The sequence below is a fragment of the Nocardia rosealba genome (assembly GCF_020216065.1).
Classification (GTDB): domain Bacteria; phylum Actinomycetota; class Actinomycetes; order Mycobacteriales; family Mycobacteriaceae; genus Nocardia; species Nocardia rosealba.
Genome location: NZ_JAIWNA010000001.1, coordinates 48,523 through 63,938, shown reverse-complemented (window position 1 = coordinate 63,938; position 15,416 = coordinate 48,523). Strand labels below are relative to the sequence as shown.

General features: G+C 68.8%; 15 protein-coding genes. 8 read left to right on the top strand and 7 right to left on the bottom strand.

What is annotated here, in order from left to right; translation table 11 throughout:
• Window positions 1-2,050 precede the first annotated feature (2,050 nt).
• The 6 genes from LDL21_RS00210 to LDL21_RS00185 all read left to right on the top strand — a co-directional run bounded on the left by LDL21_RS00210 (window position 2,051) and on the right by LDL21_RS00185 (window position 7,060).
• Complete coding sequence (locus LDL21_RS00210) at window positions 2,051-2,557, top strand: Rv0361 family membrane protein (RefSeq protein WP_225278311.1); 507 nt, start codon at window positions 2,051-2,053, stop codon at window positions 2,555-2,557.
• Window positions 2,558-2,654: 97 nt separating this feature from the next.
• On the top strand, window positions 2,655-3,707 hold the full coding sequence (locus tag LDL21_RS00205; protein WP_181699933.1) for a fused (3R)-hydroxyacyl-ACP dehydratase subunits HadA/HadB: 1,053 nt from the start codon (window positions 2,655-2,657) through the stop codon (window positions 3,705-3,707).
• Window positions 3,708-3,803: 96 nt separating this feature from the next.
• The gene (locus LDL21_RS00200; protein WP_225278310.1) at window positions 3,804-4,760 is read left to right on the top strand and encodes an alpha/beta fold hydrolase; all 957 of its coding nucleotides are present in this window, start codon (window positions 3,804-3,806) and stop codon (window positions 4,758-4,760) included.
• Window positions 4,761-4,782: 22 nt separating this feature from the next.
• Window positions 4,783-5,094, top strand: a complete 312-nt coding sequence (locus LDL21_RS00195) for a DUF4190 domain-containing protein (protein WP_225278309.1) — start codon at window positions 4,783-4,785, stop codon at window positions 5,092-5,094.
• Window positions 5,095-5,109: 15 nt separating this feature from the next.
• A complete protein-coding gene (locus tag LDL21_RS00190) occupies window positions 5,110-5,790 on the top strand; it encodes a TrmH family RNA methyltransferase (RefSeq protein ID WP_225278308.1) in 681 nt (226 codons plus the stop codon).
• Between the two features lie 181 nt (window positions 5,791-5,971).
• Window positions 5,972-7,060 carry a glycoside hydrolase family 76 protein gene (locus LDL21_RS00185; protein ID WP_225279184.1) on the top strand — a complete coding sequence of 363 codons (1,089 nt, stop codon included), beginning with the start codon at window positions 5,972-5,974 and terminating at the stop codon, window positions 7,058-7,060.
• Here the strand turns inward: LDL21_RS00185 and LDL21_RS00180 are convergent.
• Window positions 7,057-7,746, bottom strand: coding sequence for a DedA family protein (locus tag LDL21_RS00180; RefSeq protein ID WP_181699926.1), 690 nt, complete (start codon window positions 7,744-7,746; stop codon window positions 7,057-7,059). The genes LDL21_RS00185 and LDL21_RS00180 overlap by 4 nt on opposite strands.
• A 5-nt stretch (window positions 7,747-7,751) precedes the next feature.
• Window positions 7,752-8,456 (bottom strand): DedA family protein, encoded by a 705-nt coding sequence (locus LDL21_RS00175; protein WP_370465850.1) that lies wholly within the window; start codon window positions 8,454-8,456, stop codon window positions 7,752-7,754.
• 172 nt (window positions 8,457-8,628) lie between these two features.
• Here LDL21_RS00175 and fbaA point away from each other — a divergent pair, with 172 nt between their 5' ends.
• Entirely contained in the window at window positions 8,629-9,666 is a 1,038-nt protein-coding gene (gene fbaA / locus LDL21_RS00170) for a class II fructose-bisphosphate aldolase (RefSeq protein ID WP_181699924.1), read from the top strand.
• 31 nt (window positions 9,667-9,697) lie between these two features.
• Window positions 9,698-10,816, top strand: coding sequence for a BTAD domain-containing putative transcriptional regulator (locus tag LDL21_RS00165; protein WP_181699922.1), 1,119 nt, complete (start codon window positions 9,698-9,700; stop codon window positions 10,814-10,816).
• A gap of 109 nt (window positions 10,817-10,925) precedes the next feature.
• On the opposite strand, the gene LDL21_RS00160 is transcribed toward LDL21_RS00165, so the two are convergent.
• The 5 genes from LDL21_RS00160 to LDL21_RS00140 form a co-directional block, all read right to left on the bottom strand.
• Complete coding sequence (locus tag LDL21_RS00160) at window positions 10,926-11,636, bottom strand: lysoplasmalogenase (RefSeq protein ID WP_225278307.1); 711 nt, start codon at window positions 11,634-11,636, stop codon at window positions 10,926-10,928.
• A 2-nt stretch (window positions 11,637-11,638) separates the two neighbouring features.
• Window positions 11,639-12,697 (bottom strand): beta-ketoacyl-ACP synthase 3, encoded by a 1,059-nt coding sequence (locus LDL21_RS00155; RefSeq protein ID WP_181699918.1) that lies wholly within the window; start codon window positions 12,695-12,697, stop codon window positions 11,639-11,641.
• A gap of 68 nt (window positions 12,698-12,765) precedes the next feature.
• Window positions 12,766-13,329, bottom strand: coding sequence for an orotate phosphoribosyltransferase (gene pyrE / locus LDL21_RS00150; RefSeq protein ID WP_067484319.1), 564 nt, complete (start codon window positions 13,327-13,329; stop codon window positions 12,766-12,768).
• A 76-nt stretch (window positions 13,330-13,405) separates the two neighbouring features.
• Window positions 13,406-14,212 carry an SDR family NAD(P)-dependent oxidoreductase gene (locus LDL21_RS00145; RefSeq protein ID WP_225278306.1) on the bottom strand — a complete coding sequence of 269 codons (807 nt, stop codon included), beginning with the start codon at window positions 14,210-14,212 and terminating at the stop codon, window positions 13,406-13,408.
• Between the two features lie 48 nt (window positions 14,213-14,260).
• On the bottom strand, window positions 14,261-15,394 hold the full coding sequence (locus LDL21_RS00140; protein WP_225278305.1) for a TtfA family protein: 1,134 nt from the start codon (window positions 15,392-15,394) through the stop codon (window positions 14,261-14,263).
• Window positions 15,395-15,416 lie beyond the last annotated feature (22 nt).

Below are 15,416 nucleotides of genomic sequence, written 5' to 3'. Positions count from 1 at the left end.
TGGAGCCGGATCGCAGCAGCGTGCTGACCGGCCGGCGAATCCGTCGGGCGCGGCCGCCGGACGTGAGAGTGGACAGGGTACGGCCGCCGGACAAGGACGCGAGCCGGGCGGAAGTTCGCCGTTGGCCGGGTTGTCGAAGGGTCTTCCCGGGGAATCAACTGGCGGCGAAGGCGATTCGCGGGCACAGCCTGCTTCGCCAGGACTCGGTGGTGCCGATGCGCCGACTACCGCGATGTGGATCCCCGGACGCGAGCCGTCGACGGCTGCGTCCGCCGATCGAGACGAGCAAGGTGCGGCAGATGTGCCGACCGTCGGGATGGAACCGGGTGATCGTCCCACCGCCGGACAGCAGGGTGCGCCCACTGACGCGCGTGAATCCCGACCCGGCACAAGCGATTCGAACGAATCCTCCGGTGCGTCCAGCAACCGTGACGCTTCCGCAGCAACCAGCGGTGCCGTGGCGGGGAGTCGAGGCGACGCGGAGCACGTGGATCGCTCGAGGGTTGACGAGCAGAGTGGCGAGCAGCATCCAAACGCCGACGAGCAGGCTGTAATCGCGGATACGCCGGTTACACAAGATGATTCGCGCAGTGAGCAGGCTGCACGCGACATTGAGCGGGCTGGTGCACCCGACGCCCGTGGTGCGCGAGAAGAGTCGCGTGGCGAGAACGGCGCGGGCATCCGAGAAGCCGAGCTCCGTGGCGCACCGGATGATTCGCGCGGTGAACAGGGCGGCGCCGACGCGGCAACCGCGCGGTTCGGGACTGCCAGGGAGGCTACGAGTTCCGAGGGCCAGAGTGGCGTCGGCAATGCGAACACCCGACAGGCTGGTGCCGGCGGCGCGAACAGGGGCCAAGGTGGTGTCGGCGGGGCGGAAGCCGGCGGGAACGATGCGGGGCAGCCTCGACCTGTTGGCTCGGAATCCGCTGTGCGTGAGAGTGATTCGCAGGGCTCCGAAGTGACGGAGAAGTTCTCCACAAGTTCCGGGCAGCAGGGCGATGATTCCCGGGCGCAGGACCGGACGGACGGCACCGGCGATAAGACTCTCGGCGGTGCGGCAGGGGCTGCGGCTGGAGCTGGGGCTGCCGCTGGGGCCGGTGGGTTGTTGAAGAAGGGCGAGAGCCCTGCTGGGGCAGGCGAATCCGGCTCGGAGGATCAGACGGTTGCTATGCGGGTGGTCAATCCCGCGGATGCGCCTACAACCACTTTTCCGGTGCAGCGGGGGACGGATCGGGTTGTCGGTGGACGGGCTGTGACGCCGCCGCCCAGCACGCCGCGGGGTCCTGCGGGGCCGAGGCAGGCAGGGCAGCAGGGAGCGCAGGGGCCCGGTGTCGAGGACGCGCGCCCGTCGGGACCGCAGGGTGGCCGTGGGGCCGGGGCCGAAGACAGACGGCCATCCGCACCGCAAGGACCCCAGGGGCCGGGCGCTCCCCGCGGACCGCAAGGAGCAGGCGTCGAAGACACACGATCGTCCGCACCGCAAGGACCCCAGGGGCCGGGCGCTCCCCGCGGACCGCAAGGAGCAGGCGTCGAAGACACACGATCGTCCGCACCGCAAGGACCCCAGGGGCCGGGCGCTCCCCGCGGACCACAGGGAGCCGACGTCGAAGACACACGGCCATCCGCATCCCCGGGGCCGCGCGGACCGCAAGGACCGCAAGGACCGGGCGCGTCTCGCGGGCCGCAAGGACCACGAGCCGAGGACGCACGGCCATCGGCACCCCAAGGTCCGGGCGCTCCTCGCGGACCGCAAGGACCAGGGGTCGAGGAGACCCGCCCGTCGGCACCCCAGGGTCCGCCAGGCCCAGGAGCTCCTCGCGGACCGCAAGGACCAGGGGTCGAGGAGACCCGCCCGTCGGCACCCCAGGGTCCGCAAGGGCCAGGAGCTCCTCGCGGACCGCAGGGACAGGGGATCGAGGAGACGCGCCCGTCGGCGCAGCATGGTGCGCAAGGGGCGGGTATTGCTCGTGGCCAGGGGCCAGGGGCGCCTTCTCCTGCTGATATCCAGCCGACGCGGCCGGCGCATCACCTGGCGGATGGGCAGCGGCAGGTGGCGCCTCCGCAGCGGATCGAGCCGGGTCAGCAAGGGGCCGCACCGCAGCAGCAGGCGAACGCCGCGGGGGCGGGTCGGTCGAAGCGGTTGCTGTTGGCGGCGGCGGGTGCGGCGGTGCTCGTCATCGCGTTGATCGTTGGCGTCGTGCTGATGACGACGGGTGACAATTCGCCGGAGGGACAGGTGCGGGCGGTGATCGGTGAGTACACCGACGCACTGCGCGCCGGTGATCTCGAAACTCTGCGGTCCACCACCTGCGGGCAGCTGCACGACTTCTACCAGGGCATCAGCACCGAGCAGTTCCAGGGCGTGCATCAGCTCTCGACCGAGCAGGGGTCCATTCCGGTGGTCGACAGCGTGGACGCGGTGCGGATCACCGACGACACGGCGCTGGCCGAGGCCACGGTGTACACGGCGGCGGAATCCAAGCGCACCGCACGCACCTTCGACCTGCAGAAGACCGACGGCGGCTGGAAGGTGTGCGACCCCACGGCGGCCCCCTGAACGGGTGATGACCCGTCGTAGCGCCGGTCAGAGGTGCTATGACGGGTCACACATAACTGGTATCGGGCACTGTGCACCCAGTATCATTTTTCGGATCATGAGCACGGAACACACAACGTCGCAGCCGGACATCGAAGCTGTGGTCCCGGAGGCGGCGCTGGTGGGCCAGCGCTTCGGATTCCGCGATCACTACGAGGTGGGGCGCGAGAAGATCCGCGAATTCGCCCGGGCGGTGCAGAACACGCACCTCGCGCACCAGAACGAGGTCGACGCCCGCAAGCTCGGCTACGACGCGGTGATCGCACCGCCGACCTTCGCGTCGGTGATCGGGATGAGCGCCACCCGCGCCCTGCTCGACGGGGTACTCACCGAGTACGACCTGTCGCAGGTGCTGCAGACCGACCAGGTGTTCGAGATCTTCCGCCCGATGCTGGCAGGCGACCGGATCCGCACGGAGATCGAGATCGAGTCGATCCGCCAGTTCGCCGACAACGACTTCGTCAATGTCGGCTTCAAGCTGGTGAACCAGCACGACGAGGTGGCGGTGCAGGGGACGACGACCATCGTCGCGCGCCGCGGCGTGGAGGTCGACCCCAATATCGTCGAGGCCGTCGAGAACATCAGCATGCATCCCCGTCCCGGCGACACCGGCATCGCCGACGACCTGCTGATCCGTCGCACCGGCCCCGCTCCCGCCGTGCCGCCGCGCGAGTTCGTGCCCGTGCACACCGGCCCCGGGTTCGAATCGCTGACCAAGGGCATGGAGCTGCCGGTCGCCACCGCGCGCGTCACCCGTGGCGACCTCGCCAACTACGCGGGCGTCTCGGGCGACCCGAACCCGATCCACTTCAGCGACCGCGCCGCCGAACTGGCCGGCCTGCCGACCGTCGTCGCCCACGGCCTGCTCACCATGGGCCTGGCCGCCCAGTACCTCACGGACTGGCTCGGTGACCCGACCGCCATCGAGAAGCTGGCCGTGCGTTTCTCCGGTTTCGTCCCGGTCCCACCGACCGCGGCGGGCGAGATCCAGTTCTCCGGCAAGATCAAGTCGATCGACACCGACCGCCGCGCGGCCACCGTGCTGCTGAGCGGAACCTCGGAGGGCCGCAAGCTCTTCGGCCGCGCCGCCGCGGAAATCCGCCTGACCTGAGGTGAAGCCCTGTGCACCGCGTAGCTGATACGCGGTGTCACATGTCGCTTACCTGCGTGTTGTCGTCCCGCAACACCCCGCGCGCACGCTTCGTTGATGAACGGGAATGTGCGGTTCATCGAGGTGCACGGGTATCGGCGTGCGTATCGGATGGCCGGGACAGGTCCGCCGGTGCTGCTCATTCACGGCATCACCGACAGTTCCGGGACCTGGGCTCCTGTCTTCGACGCGCTCGCCGAGCACTACACCGTCATCGCACCCGACCTGCTCGGGCACGGTGAATCCGCCAAGCCGCGCGCCGACTACGCGGTAGCCGCCTATGCCAACGGCATGCGTGACCTGCTCAGCGTGCTCGGCGTCGAACGGGTCACCGTGGTCGGGCATTCGCTCGGCGGCGGGGTCGCCCTGCAGTTCGCCTACCAGTTCCCGGAGAAGGTGGAGCGGCTCGCGCTGGTGTGCCCGGCCGGCATGGGTGCGGGCGTGCACCCGGCGTTCCGGCTGGCCACGATCGCGGGCGCCGGGCCGGCGCTGATGGCCGTCACCAGTTGGCCGGTGCGTACGGCGGTGCGTGCCGCGATCCCGCTGGTCACGGCGGTCGGCGGGCTCGGCCTCGGACCCGACGCCGAATACGTGCTCCGCCTCTACGGCGGCCTGGCCGAATCGGGCGCCCGCAACGCCTTCCTCCGGACCATCCGCGCGGCAGCCGACCGGCGCGGGCAGACCATCACCATGCTCGATCGCGGCTACCTGGCCGCCCACCTGCCCACCCTGGTCATCGGCGGCACCCGCGACACCGTCATCCCCTCCGGACACGCCACCCGCGCGCATCGCGCCTTCCCGGGCAGTCGCATCGAAATCTTCACCGGCGCGGGCCATTTCCCGCACCACTTCGATCCGGACCGCTTCGTGACGCTCATCCGGCAGTTCATCGAGGAAACCGAACCGGCCGTCTACGATCCGCTGCGCTGGCAGCGCACCCTGCGCCGGGGCAGCCCCCTTGTCGCGCTGCCCACCCCCGAGCCGGATCCCCCGATGATGACCGAGCAGGGTTGATGCCCCGGCTACCATGCGGCCTATGAGTTACCCGCTACCGCCGCAGGGCTACTACCGCCCGCCGGACCATCCGGAGTCGACCCTCGTGCTGGTGCTCGGGGTGATCGGGGTGTCGTTCTGTGGTCTCACCGCGCCGTTCGCCTGGCTGAAGGCCAAGTCGGCGCTGGCCGAGATCGACGCGTCCAACGGCACGATCGGCGGTCGTTCGCAGGTGTACGCGGGCTACATCATGGGCATCATCGGTTCCGCGATGCTCGGCATCATGCTGCTGTTCATCGTGCTCGCGGTGGTGCTCATGGTGATCGGTGCGTCGGCGGACACATCGACCTACTGAGCTAGCATCCTGCGGGTGATCGAACCAGAGGCCGACGTCGCGGGACCCACCGAGTGGGGTGAGCATCCACACGGTCTCGGCCCGTGGGAGCAGGAGTACGGCACGCCCGCCCCCACCGACGAGCGCTACGACCCGGTGCTGCTCGCCGAGGGCGACCGCCGCAATGTGGTCGACGCCTACCGCTACTGGAAGCGCGAGGCGATCGTCGCCGACATCGACGCCCGCCGCTTCCCCTTCCACGTGGCCATCGAGAACTTCGGTCACGACGCCAATATCGGGACCGTGGTCCGCACCGCCAACGCCTTCGCCGCCGCCGCGGTGCACATCGTCGGCCGGCGCCGCTGGAACCGGCGCGGCGCCATGGTCACCGACCGCTACCAGCACCTGGTCCACCACGCCGACCTGACCGAGCTGCGTGACTACGCCGCCCGCGAAGGACTCACCGTGGTGGCCGTCGACAATGTGCCCGGCTCGGTGCCGCTCGAAACCGCCCAGCTGCCGCGCGAATGCCTCCTGCTGTTCGGCCAGGAGGGACCCGGCGTCAGCGCCGACGCGAAAGACGCTGCCGCCCTCACGGTTTCGATCTCCCAGTTCGGTTCGACCCGCAGTATCAACGCGGGCGTCGCGGCGGGTATCGCCATGCACACCTGGATCCGTCAGCACGCCGATCTGTCACTGGCCTGGCCGATCACCTGAATCCCGCGCGTCACATCAGGTCTGCCACGCCACACCGGTCGCCACAGACCACAATTTCCTTGCCCCGCATGCACACCGACCTGGCAACATGGACCCCATGACCTCGCGTGGGGGCCGGCGCCCGCAGCCGACTGATACCGGATCCGTACCGACCCCTGCGCTGTGGTCCGAACGCGCCGACATGGCCGAATCGGCCATCATCTCGCGCCACCTGCGCGCGCTGTGGGGTTGTCCCGGAACGGAATTGGGTGTCGTCGGCTGGCCGGCCACCCGGCGTGAACGCCTGTTCGGCAGCTGGCACTACTGGTGGCAGGCGCACCTGCTCGACTGCGCGATCGACGCCGCGAACCGGGTACCGACACCGGCCCGGCGCAGGCGCATCGCCGCCATCGCGCGCTCGCACCGCATGCGCAACATCACCGGCTGGACCAACCGCTACTACGACGACATGGCCTGGCTGGCCATCGCACTCGAACGCGCCGAACGCACCCAGGAACTCAGCGCGGCGCGTGGCGGTCTGCTCGCCCTGGAACAGCAGCTCTACAGCTCGTGGAACCCGGGGGTCGGCGGCGGCATCCCGTGGCGGGTGCGGTCCGACTTCTACAACGCACCGGCGAACGGCCCCGCGGGCATCGCCCTGCTGCGACTCGGCCAGGTCGAACGCGCCCAGCAGATGGCCGACTGGCTGCACGACACCCTGCGCGACCCGGCGACCGGTCTCGTCCTCGACGGCATCCACCTGCCCTCCGGCGAGATCGAACGGCCCACGTTCACCTACTGCCAGGGTGTGGTGCTCGGCCTGGAAGCCGAGCTGGCGGTGCACACCGACGACGACCGCCACATCGACCGCGCCGTCGACCTGGTCGACGCGGTGGAAGACCACATGACCCATCGACTGGTGATCTCCGGCGGTGGCGGGGGCGACGGCGGCCTGTTCAACGGCATCCTCGCCCGCTACCTGGCCGTCGTCGCGCTGATGCTGCCGGGCGAGGGCAAACGCCCCGAGGCCGCGCGCCGCATCGCCGCGGCCATCGTGAAGACCTCGGCCACCGCAGCCTGGAGCAACCGCCTCGAGGTGGAGGGCGAACCGCTGTTCGGCTACGACTGGAGCAAACCGGCCCGCCTGCCGGGCGGTTCGGCGGGCGCGGGCAAGTTCACCGCGGGTGGTTCGGTGACCGCGTCGGTGGTTCCCGAACGCGATCTGTCGGTGCAGCTGTCGGGCTGGATGCTGATGGAAGCCGCCTACCAGGTGAGCGCCGCGGGCCTCTAGCGCTCGCCGACACCCGCCTCGCACTCGACTTCGTAGTCCTCGGCGGGCTTGGCCATTTCCTGGCGGTAGTGCCGGATGCCGATCACCGTGCCGATGATCAGGCCGACGACGAGGGTGCCGATCACCGCGGGCATCAACCACGACACCCGCTCGAGGAACTCACCCGCGTAATAGCCGATGAGCAGCAGCACCGGCGCCCAGATGATCGCGCCGATGGTGCTGGCGATCGTGTACTTGCGGTGGTCCATCCCGGCCGCGCCCGCGACCATCGGGCACAGCGTGCGCACCCACGGGATCCAGCGGGCGATCATCACCGCGAAGAACCCGTGCCGTTCGAGCAGATGCGTCACCTTCGCCAGGTTCTCGGTATTGATGTAGCGGCCGTTCTTGCGCGCGACCACACGATGGCCGGTGCGCTGGCCGACCAGGTATCCCACCTGGTTCCCGGCGATCGCCGCCAGCATGGTGCCGACGGAAAGCCCCCACACCTGCGCTTCACCGTTGGCGTGGGAGGCGAGCACGATACCCGCAGTGATCAGCATCGAATCGCCGGGCAGGAACAGCCCGATGATGAACGCGCATTCCAGGAACACGAACACCAGCACGACCGTGCAGACCACAGCGGGCCCGGCCGAAACCAGCGGATCGAAGCTGCCGACGGCGTAGGTGGATGGTCCCGCTGTCACGTCGATCAGAGCGTCTTGTTCGTCGAGACGGCCAGTTCGGCAGGCTCGGCGGGCACCACGGGGACAACCGGGACAGCGCGACGCGCGAGCACGACCTTCTTACCGACGGTGATGATGGCGGGCAGGATCGAGACGAACACGATCAGCAGGAAGATCGCTTCCACATGGTCGCGAATGAAGGGCACATTGCCGAGGAAGTAACCGATGATCGTCACACCGCCGCCCCACAGCACGGCGCCGACGATGTCGAACGCCACGTACTTGCGGTAGCTCATCTTCGACACACCGGCGAGCACCGGCATGAACGTGCGGACGATCGGCACGAACCTGGCCAGGATGATCGTCTTGGGGCCGTGCTTCTCGAAGAACTCGTGGGTCTCGACGACGTATTGCTTCTTGAAGAAGCGGCTGTCTTCCTTGCGGAAGATCGCGGGCCCGATTTTTCGCCCGATCCAGTACGCGCACTGGTCGCCCGCGAACGCGGTCGCGATCACCAGCGGGACGAGCACCCAGATGTTCGGGCTGCCCTGCGCGGCCAGCATGCCACCGGTGAACAGCAGCGAGTCACCGGGCAGCAACGGGAACAGCAGACCGGTCTCGATGAAGACAATCGCCAGGATGGCGGGTAGCACCGCGTTCTTCAGCCACGTGTCCTGGAGCAGATACATCGGGTCCAGCAACTGGGTCAACGCGAGGTTGTGCGTCATCACATCGGAAACCGCCAGCAAAGTCACGGGCCCCACAGTACCGGTCGCGGCTGTGAAGTGGATGGGTGTGGGCGAGGAGGTGGAAACCAGCCGGTGAACTCATCGATCACTTCCTAACCTAGGGTGTGGCCTGACAGAATTGGTTTTTTGCTCCCCACAGACGGAGGTCACTGCTGTGCCTATCGCGACTCCGGAGGTCTACGCCGAGATGCTCGGCCGGGCCAAGGCGCACTCGTTCGCATTCCCGGCTATCAACTGCACTTCGTCGGAGACGATCAACGCCGCCATCAAGGGCTTCGCGGAGGCCGGGAGCGACGGCATCATCCAGTTCTCCACCGGCGGCGCCGAGTTCGCTTCGGGCCAGGGTGTGAAGGACATGGTCACCGGCGCGGTGGCGCTGGCCGAGTTCGCGCACGTGGTCGCCGCGAAATACGACGTGACGATCGCGCTGCACACCGACCACTGCCCCAAGGACAAGCTGGACACCTACGTGCGTCCGCTGCTCGCCATCTCCCAGGAGCGCGTGAACAACGGCCTCAACCCGCTGTTCCAGTCGCACATGTGGGACGGCTCGGCCATCCCGATCGACGAGAACCTCGAGATCGCCAAGGAGCTGCTCAAGCTCTCGAAGGCCGCCAACATCATCCTCGAGGTCGAGATCGGCGTCGTCGGCGGTGAAGAGGACGGTGTCGAGGCCGAGATCAACGACAAGCTCTACACCTCGCCCGAGGACTTCGAGAAGACCATCGACGCGCTCGGCGCCGGCGAGAACGGCAAGTACCTGCTCGCCGCCACCTTCGGCAACGTGCACGGTGTTTACAAGCCGGGCAACGTGGTGCTCAAGCCCGAGGTGCTGGCCGAGGGCCAGCGCGTGGCGGCCGCCAAGCTCGGCCTCGACGCCGACGCGCAGCCGTTCGACTTCGTCTTCCACGGCGGTTCGGGCTCGCTGAAGTCCGAGATCGAGGACTCGCTGCGCTACGGCGTGGTGAAGATGAACGTCGACACCGACACCCAGTACGCCTTCACCCGCCCCGTCGCCGGGCACATGTTCACCAACTACGACGGTGTGCTCAAGATCGACGGCGAGGTCGGCAACAAGAAGACCTACGACCCGCGCAGCTACCTGAAGAAGGCCGAGTCCTCGATGGCCGCGCGCGTGCTCGAGGCCTGCAACGACCTCAAGTCGGCCGGTCGCTCCGTCAGCGGTTCCTGAATTCGGTATCGAACAAACGGGGCCCGAGCTCATGAGTCTTGATGTCCGTGTGCTCGGGCCCGTTCGACTGCTCGTCGGCGGTGAGCCGGTAGCGGTCGGCGGGCCCAAGCCGCGCGCGCTGCTTGCCGCGCTCACCGTCAACCGGCGGCGCGCGGTGTCGTCGGCTGTGCTCGCCGAGATGGTGTGGAACGAGGATCCGCCCGACTCCTACGCCGCGAGCCTGCAGGTGTTCGTCTCCAATATCCGCAAGGCGCTGCGCAACGCCGGAATCGACTCCGCACAGGTGCTGCGCACCGAGGGCGCCGGATATCGGCTCGAAATCCCCGACACCGCTTGCGATCTGGGCCGCTTCGAGAACGCACGCGAGGCCGGTTCGCGCTGCCTCGACGCCGGTGACCACCCCGGTGCGGCCAACCTGTTCGGCGCGGCGCTGCGGGAGTGGTCGGGGCGTGCGCTGGCCGACCTGGCCGGTCTGCAGTTCGCCGACGGTTTCGCCACCGCGATGAACGAGGAGCGACTGCTCGCCGCCTCTGCCCGCATCGATGCCGAAATCGCCTGTGGGCGTTCGTCTTCGGTGATCGGTGAGTTGGTCACCATGACCAACGAGAACCCGCTGCGTGAACCGCTGTGGGGTCAGCTCATCACCGCGCTGTACCTGTCTGGTCGTCAGGCCGACGCGCTCGAGGCGTGCCGCCGGGTTCGTTCCGTCCTCGCCGAGGAACTCGGCATCGACCCGGGCGCGGCGCTGATCGAACTCGAGCAGCGCGTCCTTCGCCAGGAACCGCTGAATGTGCAGGCCTTCAAGCGATCCGAGCAGGTCGCCGCCGCGATGACGGAGACCGTCACCGAGGTGCCGCGCTCGATCCGCAACGGCAATCTGCGCTTCGCCGACGGCCGCACCATCCCGATTCCGCACGGCGGCTTGCGAATCGGGCGCATGACCGACAACGAACTGGTCCTCGACGACCCCAAGGCGAGCCGCTACCACGCCCACATCATGCCCAGCCGCGCCGGCCTGCTGATCAAGGATCTGCATTCGGCCAACGGTGTCTATGTGAACGAATTGCCCATCGACAGTGGGGCTTTGCTGGGCGATGGTGACATCATCCGTATCGGTGCGACCGTCCTGACGTTCCTCGCGGTGAGCTGACCGGCGGGTCGGCACGCGTCGACCCGGCCTGAGTGTCGACGCTCGCGGCCTGGTGCACCCATGCCGCCTGGTCGCCGTCGCGGCAGTCAGGGTGCAACTCGAGCCGCGTTCAGCGCACCTTCTGGTCGGCGGCTGTCGCAGCCCGGGTCGGCGGTGCGACGGTGAGGTGGTACTGGGCCGCCGCGTAGGTGGCGAGGATGATGCCTTCGGTGATGCGGCGGGATCTTTCGGACTTCGCGAAGAGGCGGCGCAGGACGATCAGGCCATCGGAGACGGTGAACAGCAACGCGCCCGAGCCGTAGCGGCTGCGCGGGTCCTCGTTCGGAATGTTCAGTCCGGCAATGTTTTTCGCATCGGGAGCCAGGGCAGGGTCCGAGGCGAGGGTCGCGGCGGTTCCGAGCGTCGCGCCGTACGCGGTGAGCGGCAGAGCAAGTGCCGGGGCCTTGGCGCGGAGCAGCGCGGCCGCGCCCGCCCAGGCGAGCAGACGCGGCACGGCGATCTCGGGACGGGGACGGGCCCCACGCTGCCACCACAGCAGCGAGTATCCCGTTTGCATCACCGCGAACGACGACGCGCCCGCCATGAGGCGGCGGTCGTCGTCCGGGTCGATGAGCAGGACGTCGCCCACGGTGGCGGCGGCCAGTGAGGCGAGCAAGATCCGACGCTCGGCCGGGTCGACAGCGCCACTGGTCACCGCGTCGGCCGCGAGCAACGGCATCAGCAGCGGCTTGGCCACCCATTGCAGGCGTTCGCGGCCGGTGACGGCACCGAGAACGGTGACCGCCGCCGCCGCGAGATAGCCCGCGCGCAACGGACGCATCGTCAGAAGCTCGGTTCCTTCGGGGCGGGCGGCAAGGTGACGACCTGGCCCGCGTAGCTCAGGCCCGCGCCGAAGCCGAGCAGCAGCGCCAGCTGACCGCCCTTGGCCTTACCGGTCACCAGCATCTCCTCCATCGCCAGCGGGATCGAGGCGGCCGAAGTGTTGCCGGTGTTCTCGATGTCGTTGGCCATGGGGATGTTCTCGGCGAGGCCGAGGTTCTTCTTCATCAGCTCGTTGATGCGGGCATTGGCCTGGTGCGGGATGAACACCTCGATGTCCTCCTTGGCCACACCGGAGGCGTCGAGCGCCGCCGACAAGGCGCGCGGCAGGGTGACCGCGGCCCACCGGAAGACCTTGGGGCCCTCCATGTGCAGCGACATGCGGCCGACCGGCTCCACCTCGGGATCGGTGCCCTGCATGGCCTGGGCCTTGTTCATGTAGGCGAGGAAGTCGACGTCCTGGGCGATGGCCTCGGCGTTCTCGCCGTCGCTGCCCCACACGGTCGGCGAGATGCCGTTCTCCTCGGCCGGGCCGACGACGACGGCGCCCGCGCCGTCACCGAAGATCATCGCGGTGCCACGGTCGGTCGGGTCGAGGCCGACGGTCATCGTCTCGGCGCCGATCACCAGCACGTATTCGGCCGAACCGGCGCGGATCAGGTCGGCGGCGACACCGAGGCCGTAGCCGAAACCGCCGCAGCCGGAGGTGAGGTCGAACGCGGCGACACCGTTGAGGCCGAGGTCGTAGGCCACCGACGGCGCACCGTGCGGGGTGAGCTTGAGCCAGCTCGAGGTGCACAGCAGGACCGCGCCGATTTTGGCGCGGTCGACCGGGCTGTTCTTCAGCGCGCGCTCGCCCGCGGCCGCCGCGATCGAGCGGATGGTCTCGTCGCCACTGATCCAACGCCGGTTGTGGATGCCGGTGCGTTCGAAGATCCAATCGGGCGTCGAGTCGAGAACCTCACACACCTCGGCATTGCTGACGATGCGCTGCGGGCGGTAGGCACCGATCCCGAGCATCGCGACATTGTCGCGACCTTTGTTAACTGCAATGCTCACCACGGGTGACTCACACGTCCTTCTCACCTGCCGGACGGCTTCGTCGCCGTCCGAGTCTTCCGATGTTCAGGCTAACTCAGAGCCAAGTCGTCGAGACCGAGGATGGACCGGTATTCCAGCCCCTCGGCGGCGATCACCTGGTCAGCACCGGTTTCGCGGTCCACGACGGTGGCCACACCCACCACGATGGCGCCCGCGTCACGCAGCGCGCGCACGGCGGTGAGCGGCGAATTGCCCGTGGTTGTGGTGTCCTCGACCACCAGCACCCGCTTGCCGACGACATTGGGGCCCTCGATCTGGCGCTGCATGCCGTGGGCCTTGGCGGCCTTGCGGACGACGAAAGCATCGATCGGACGACCGGGCGCGTGCATGACGGCCATCGCGACGGGATCGGCGCCCATGGTGAGCCCACCGACGGCGTCGAAGTCCCAGTCGGCGACCAGCTCACGCAGCAGCGACCCGATCAGCGGGGCGGCCTGGTGGTGCAGCGTCGCGCGGCGCAGGTCGACGTAGTAGTCGGCCTCCTTGCCCGAGGACAGTGTCACCTTGCCGTGCACGACCGCGAGCTCGCGCACGAGCGCGGCCAACTGGTCGCGATCGGCTTCGGTGAGCGCCTGACGTGCCTGGTCGATCATGCGGTTTCCTTTCGGTCATCTGCGTGGGCCCTGCGCGATTACGCTACGCTGCCGCCGCCGGGGCCCACGCCATGCCCTAGGTCCTGCCGCGTGCGTTGAACAGGCCGCGATTGAGCCGCGTGATGAGGGTGCGCGGAACCATCCCCGCCACCGTGGTGATGACCTTGTACTGCAGACCGGGAACGCTGATGACCCGGCCCGCTTCCAGGTCGTGCAGGCAGCCGTCGACCACCTGGTCCACCTCGAGCCACAGCGCCTTGGGCAGCGAACTCATCTCGATTCCGGCGCGCTCGTGGAACTCGGTGTGCACGAAGCCGGGGCACAGGGCCTGGATGCGCACACCGGTGCCGGACAGTCCGCCCGCGAGACCTTCGGTGAAGGCGACGACATAGGCCTTCGACGCCGAATAGGTGGATCCGCGGCCGGGCACGAGCCCCGCCACGCTGGCCACATTGACGATCGAACCGGACGCGGCCGCGATCATCGCGGGCAGTGCGGCCCTGGTGAGCTGCACGACCGAGGTGACGTTCACATCGAGCTGGGCCTGCAACTCGGCGTGCTCGAGGGTCCAGAACTCCCCCGAGTGCGCGAAACCGGCGTTGTTGACCAGGAATTGGAGGCCGGCCTCGGCACGTTCGGCGACGCGGGCGCGGTCGTCGTCATCGGCGAGGTCGGCGACGAGGACCTCGGCGGAGGTGGCGTACCGGCGGCCGAGTTCGTCGGCGAGGCCACGCAACCGCACCTCGTTCCTGGCGACGAGCACCAGGTCGTAGCCGAGGGCGGCGAGGCGATGGGCGAAGCCGAGGCCGATGCCGGAGGTGGGGCCGGTGATCAGGGCGACGGGTCGGGACGCACCGGGCAGGCGCGCGGGAATATCGGTCATAGCTGGTCGATTCGGGTCGACGGATGATGCCGTGTCACGGCATCGGGATCACTTCGGGACGGGGCCCTGGTAGGGGCGGAAGCCGGGGTGGAAGGGGCCGCCGGGCTGGTCGGACTCGTCGTCGGCACGCTGTTCGTCCGCGCGCGGACGCGGGTCTTCCGTGCGCGGGCGCGGCGGCTCCACCCGCGGGCGCGGTTCCGGGACGACGGCGAGCGACGGGCGCTTCGGCGGTTCGCCGAGCGGACGGCGGCCGGGTGCGGGCTGGTCCTCGAAATCCGGGTCGTCGAGGTCGGGATCGAAATCCGGGTCGGCCGCGAAGGCGGGTTTGCGCGGCGGCAGGCGGTCGTAGTCGTCGTCGGGTGCCTGGGCGGGGCGCGCGGGGAACAGCGGTTCGGCGGCGCGGCCGTAGTGGTCGTCGACATCGGTTTCGTCGTCGGGACCGGGGAAGCGGGCGCGGCCGTCGGTATCGGGCACGCGGGCGGCCGGAGCGTAGTCGTCGTCGTACTCGTCGCGGAACCCGCCGGGCGAGGGTTCGCCGATTCCCGAACGGGGACGGGTGTATTCGTTCGGCTCGGCCACCGGCGGCAGCACGTGCAGCAGACCCGACAGGCGAAGCACGGCGTCGATCGCGGTCTCCCAGTCCTTGGACCCGCTGCCGACCGGGAGCATGCCGAGGGTCCAGTTGCCCTCGCTCCACAGCATCTGCACGGTGTCGGACAGGGATTCGATGAAGCCGACCATCCGCTGGTCGACGGCGTGCCGGGCGATCTCGGGGTCGGTGGCGAACACGACCCGGTCGCCGATGGCGCCGAGCAGTTCCAGATCGTGGTCCTTGGGCGGCGACGCGGTCTTGAGCCGCATGTCGACGTCGATCTCGGACCCGATCTGGCGGCGCACGGCCACCAGGGTGGCGGCGTCTTCCAGGTCGAAGAGCACGAACTTCTCGCCCTTGCGGATGCCGGAGACCACGTCGACCGCGGACAGGTACCCGAGCTTGGTCAGCGCGCCGCGCCGCCACGTCGAGGCGAGGGCGGGCTCCACCGACACATAGGTATAGCCCTGGGACTTCGCCCACACCTGGCGGGCGTGTCCGGTGCGCTGTCGCTGGACCCGATCGAAATACAGCAGTACGACCGCACCAACGAGTGCGATCGCCGCCAAGCCGAACCACATAGCCGTCATCGTCGCCTAGCCTATCCAGCCG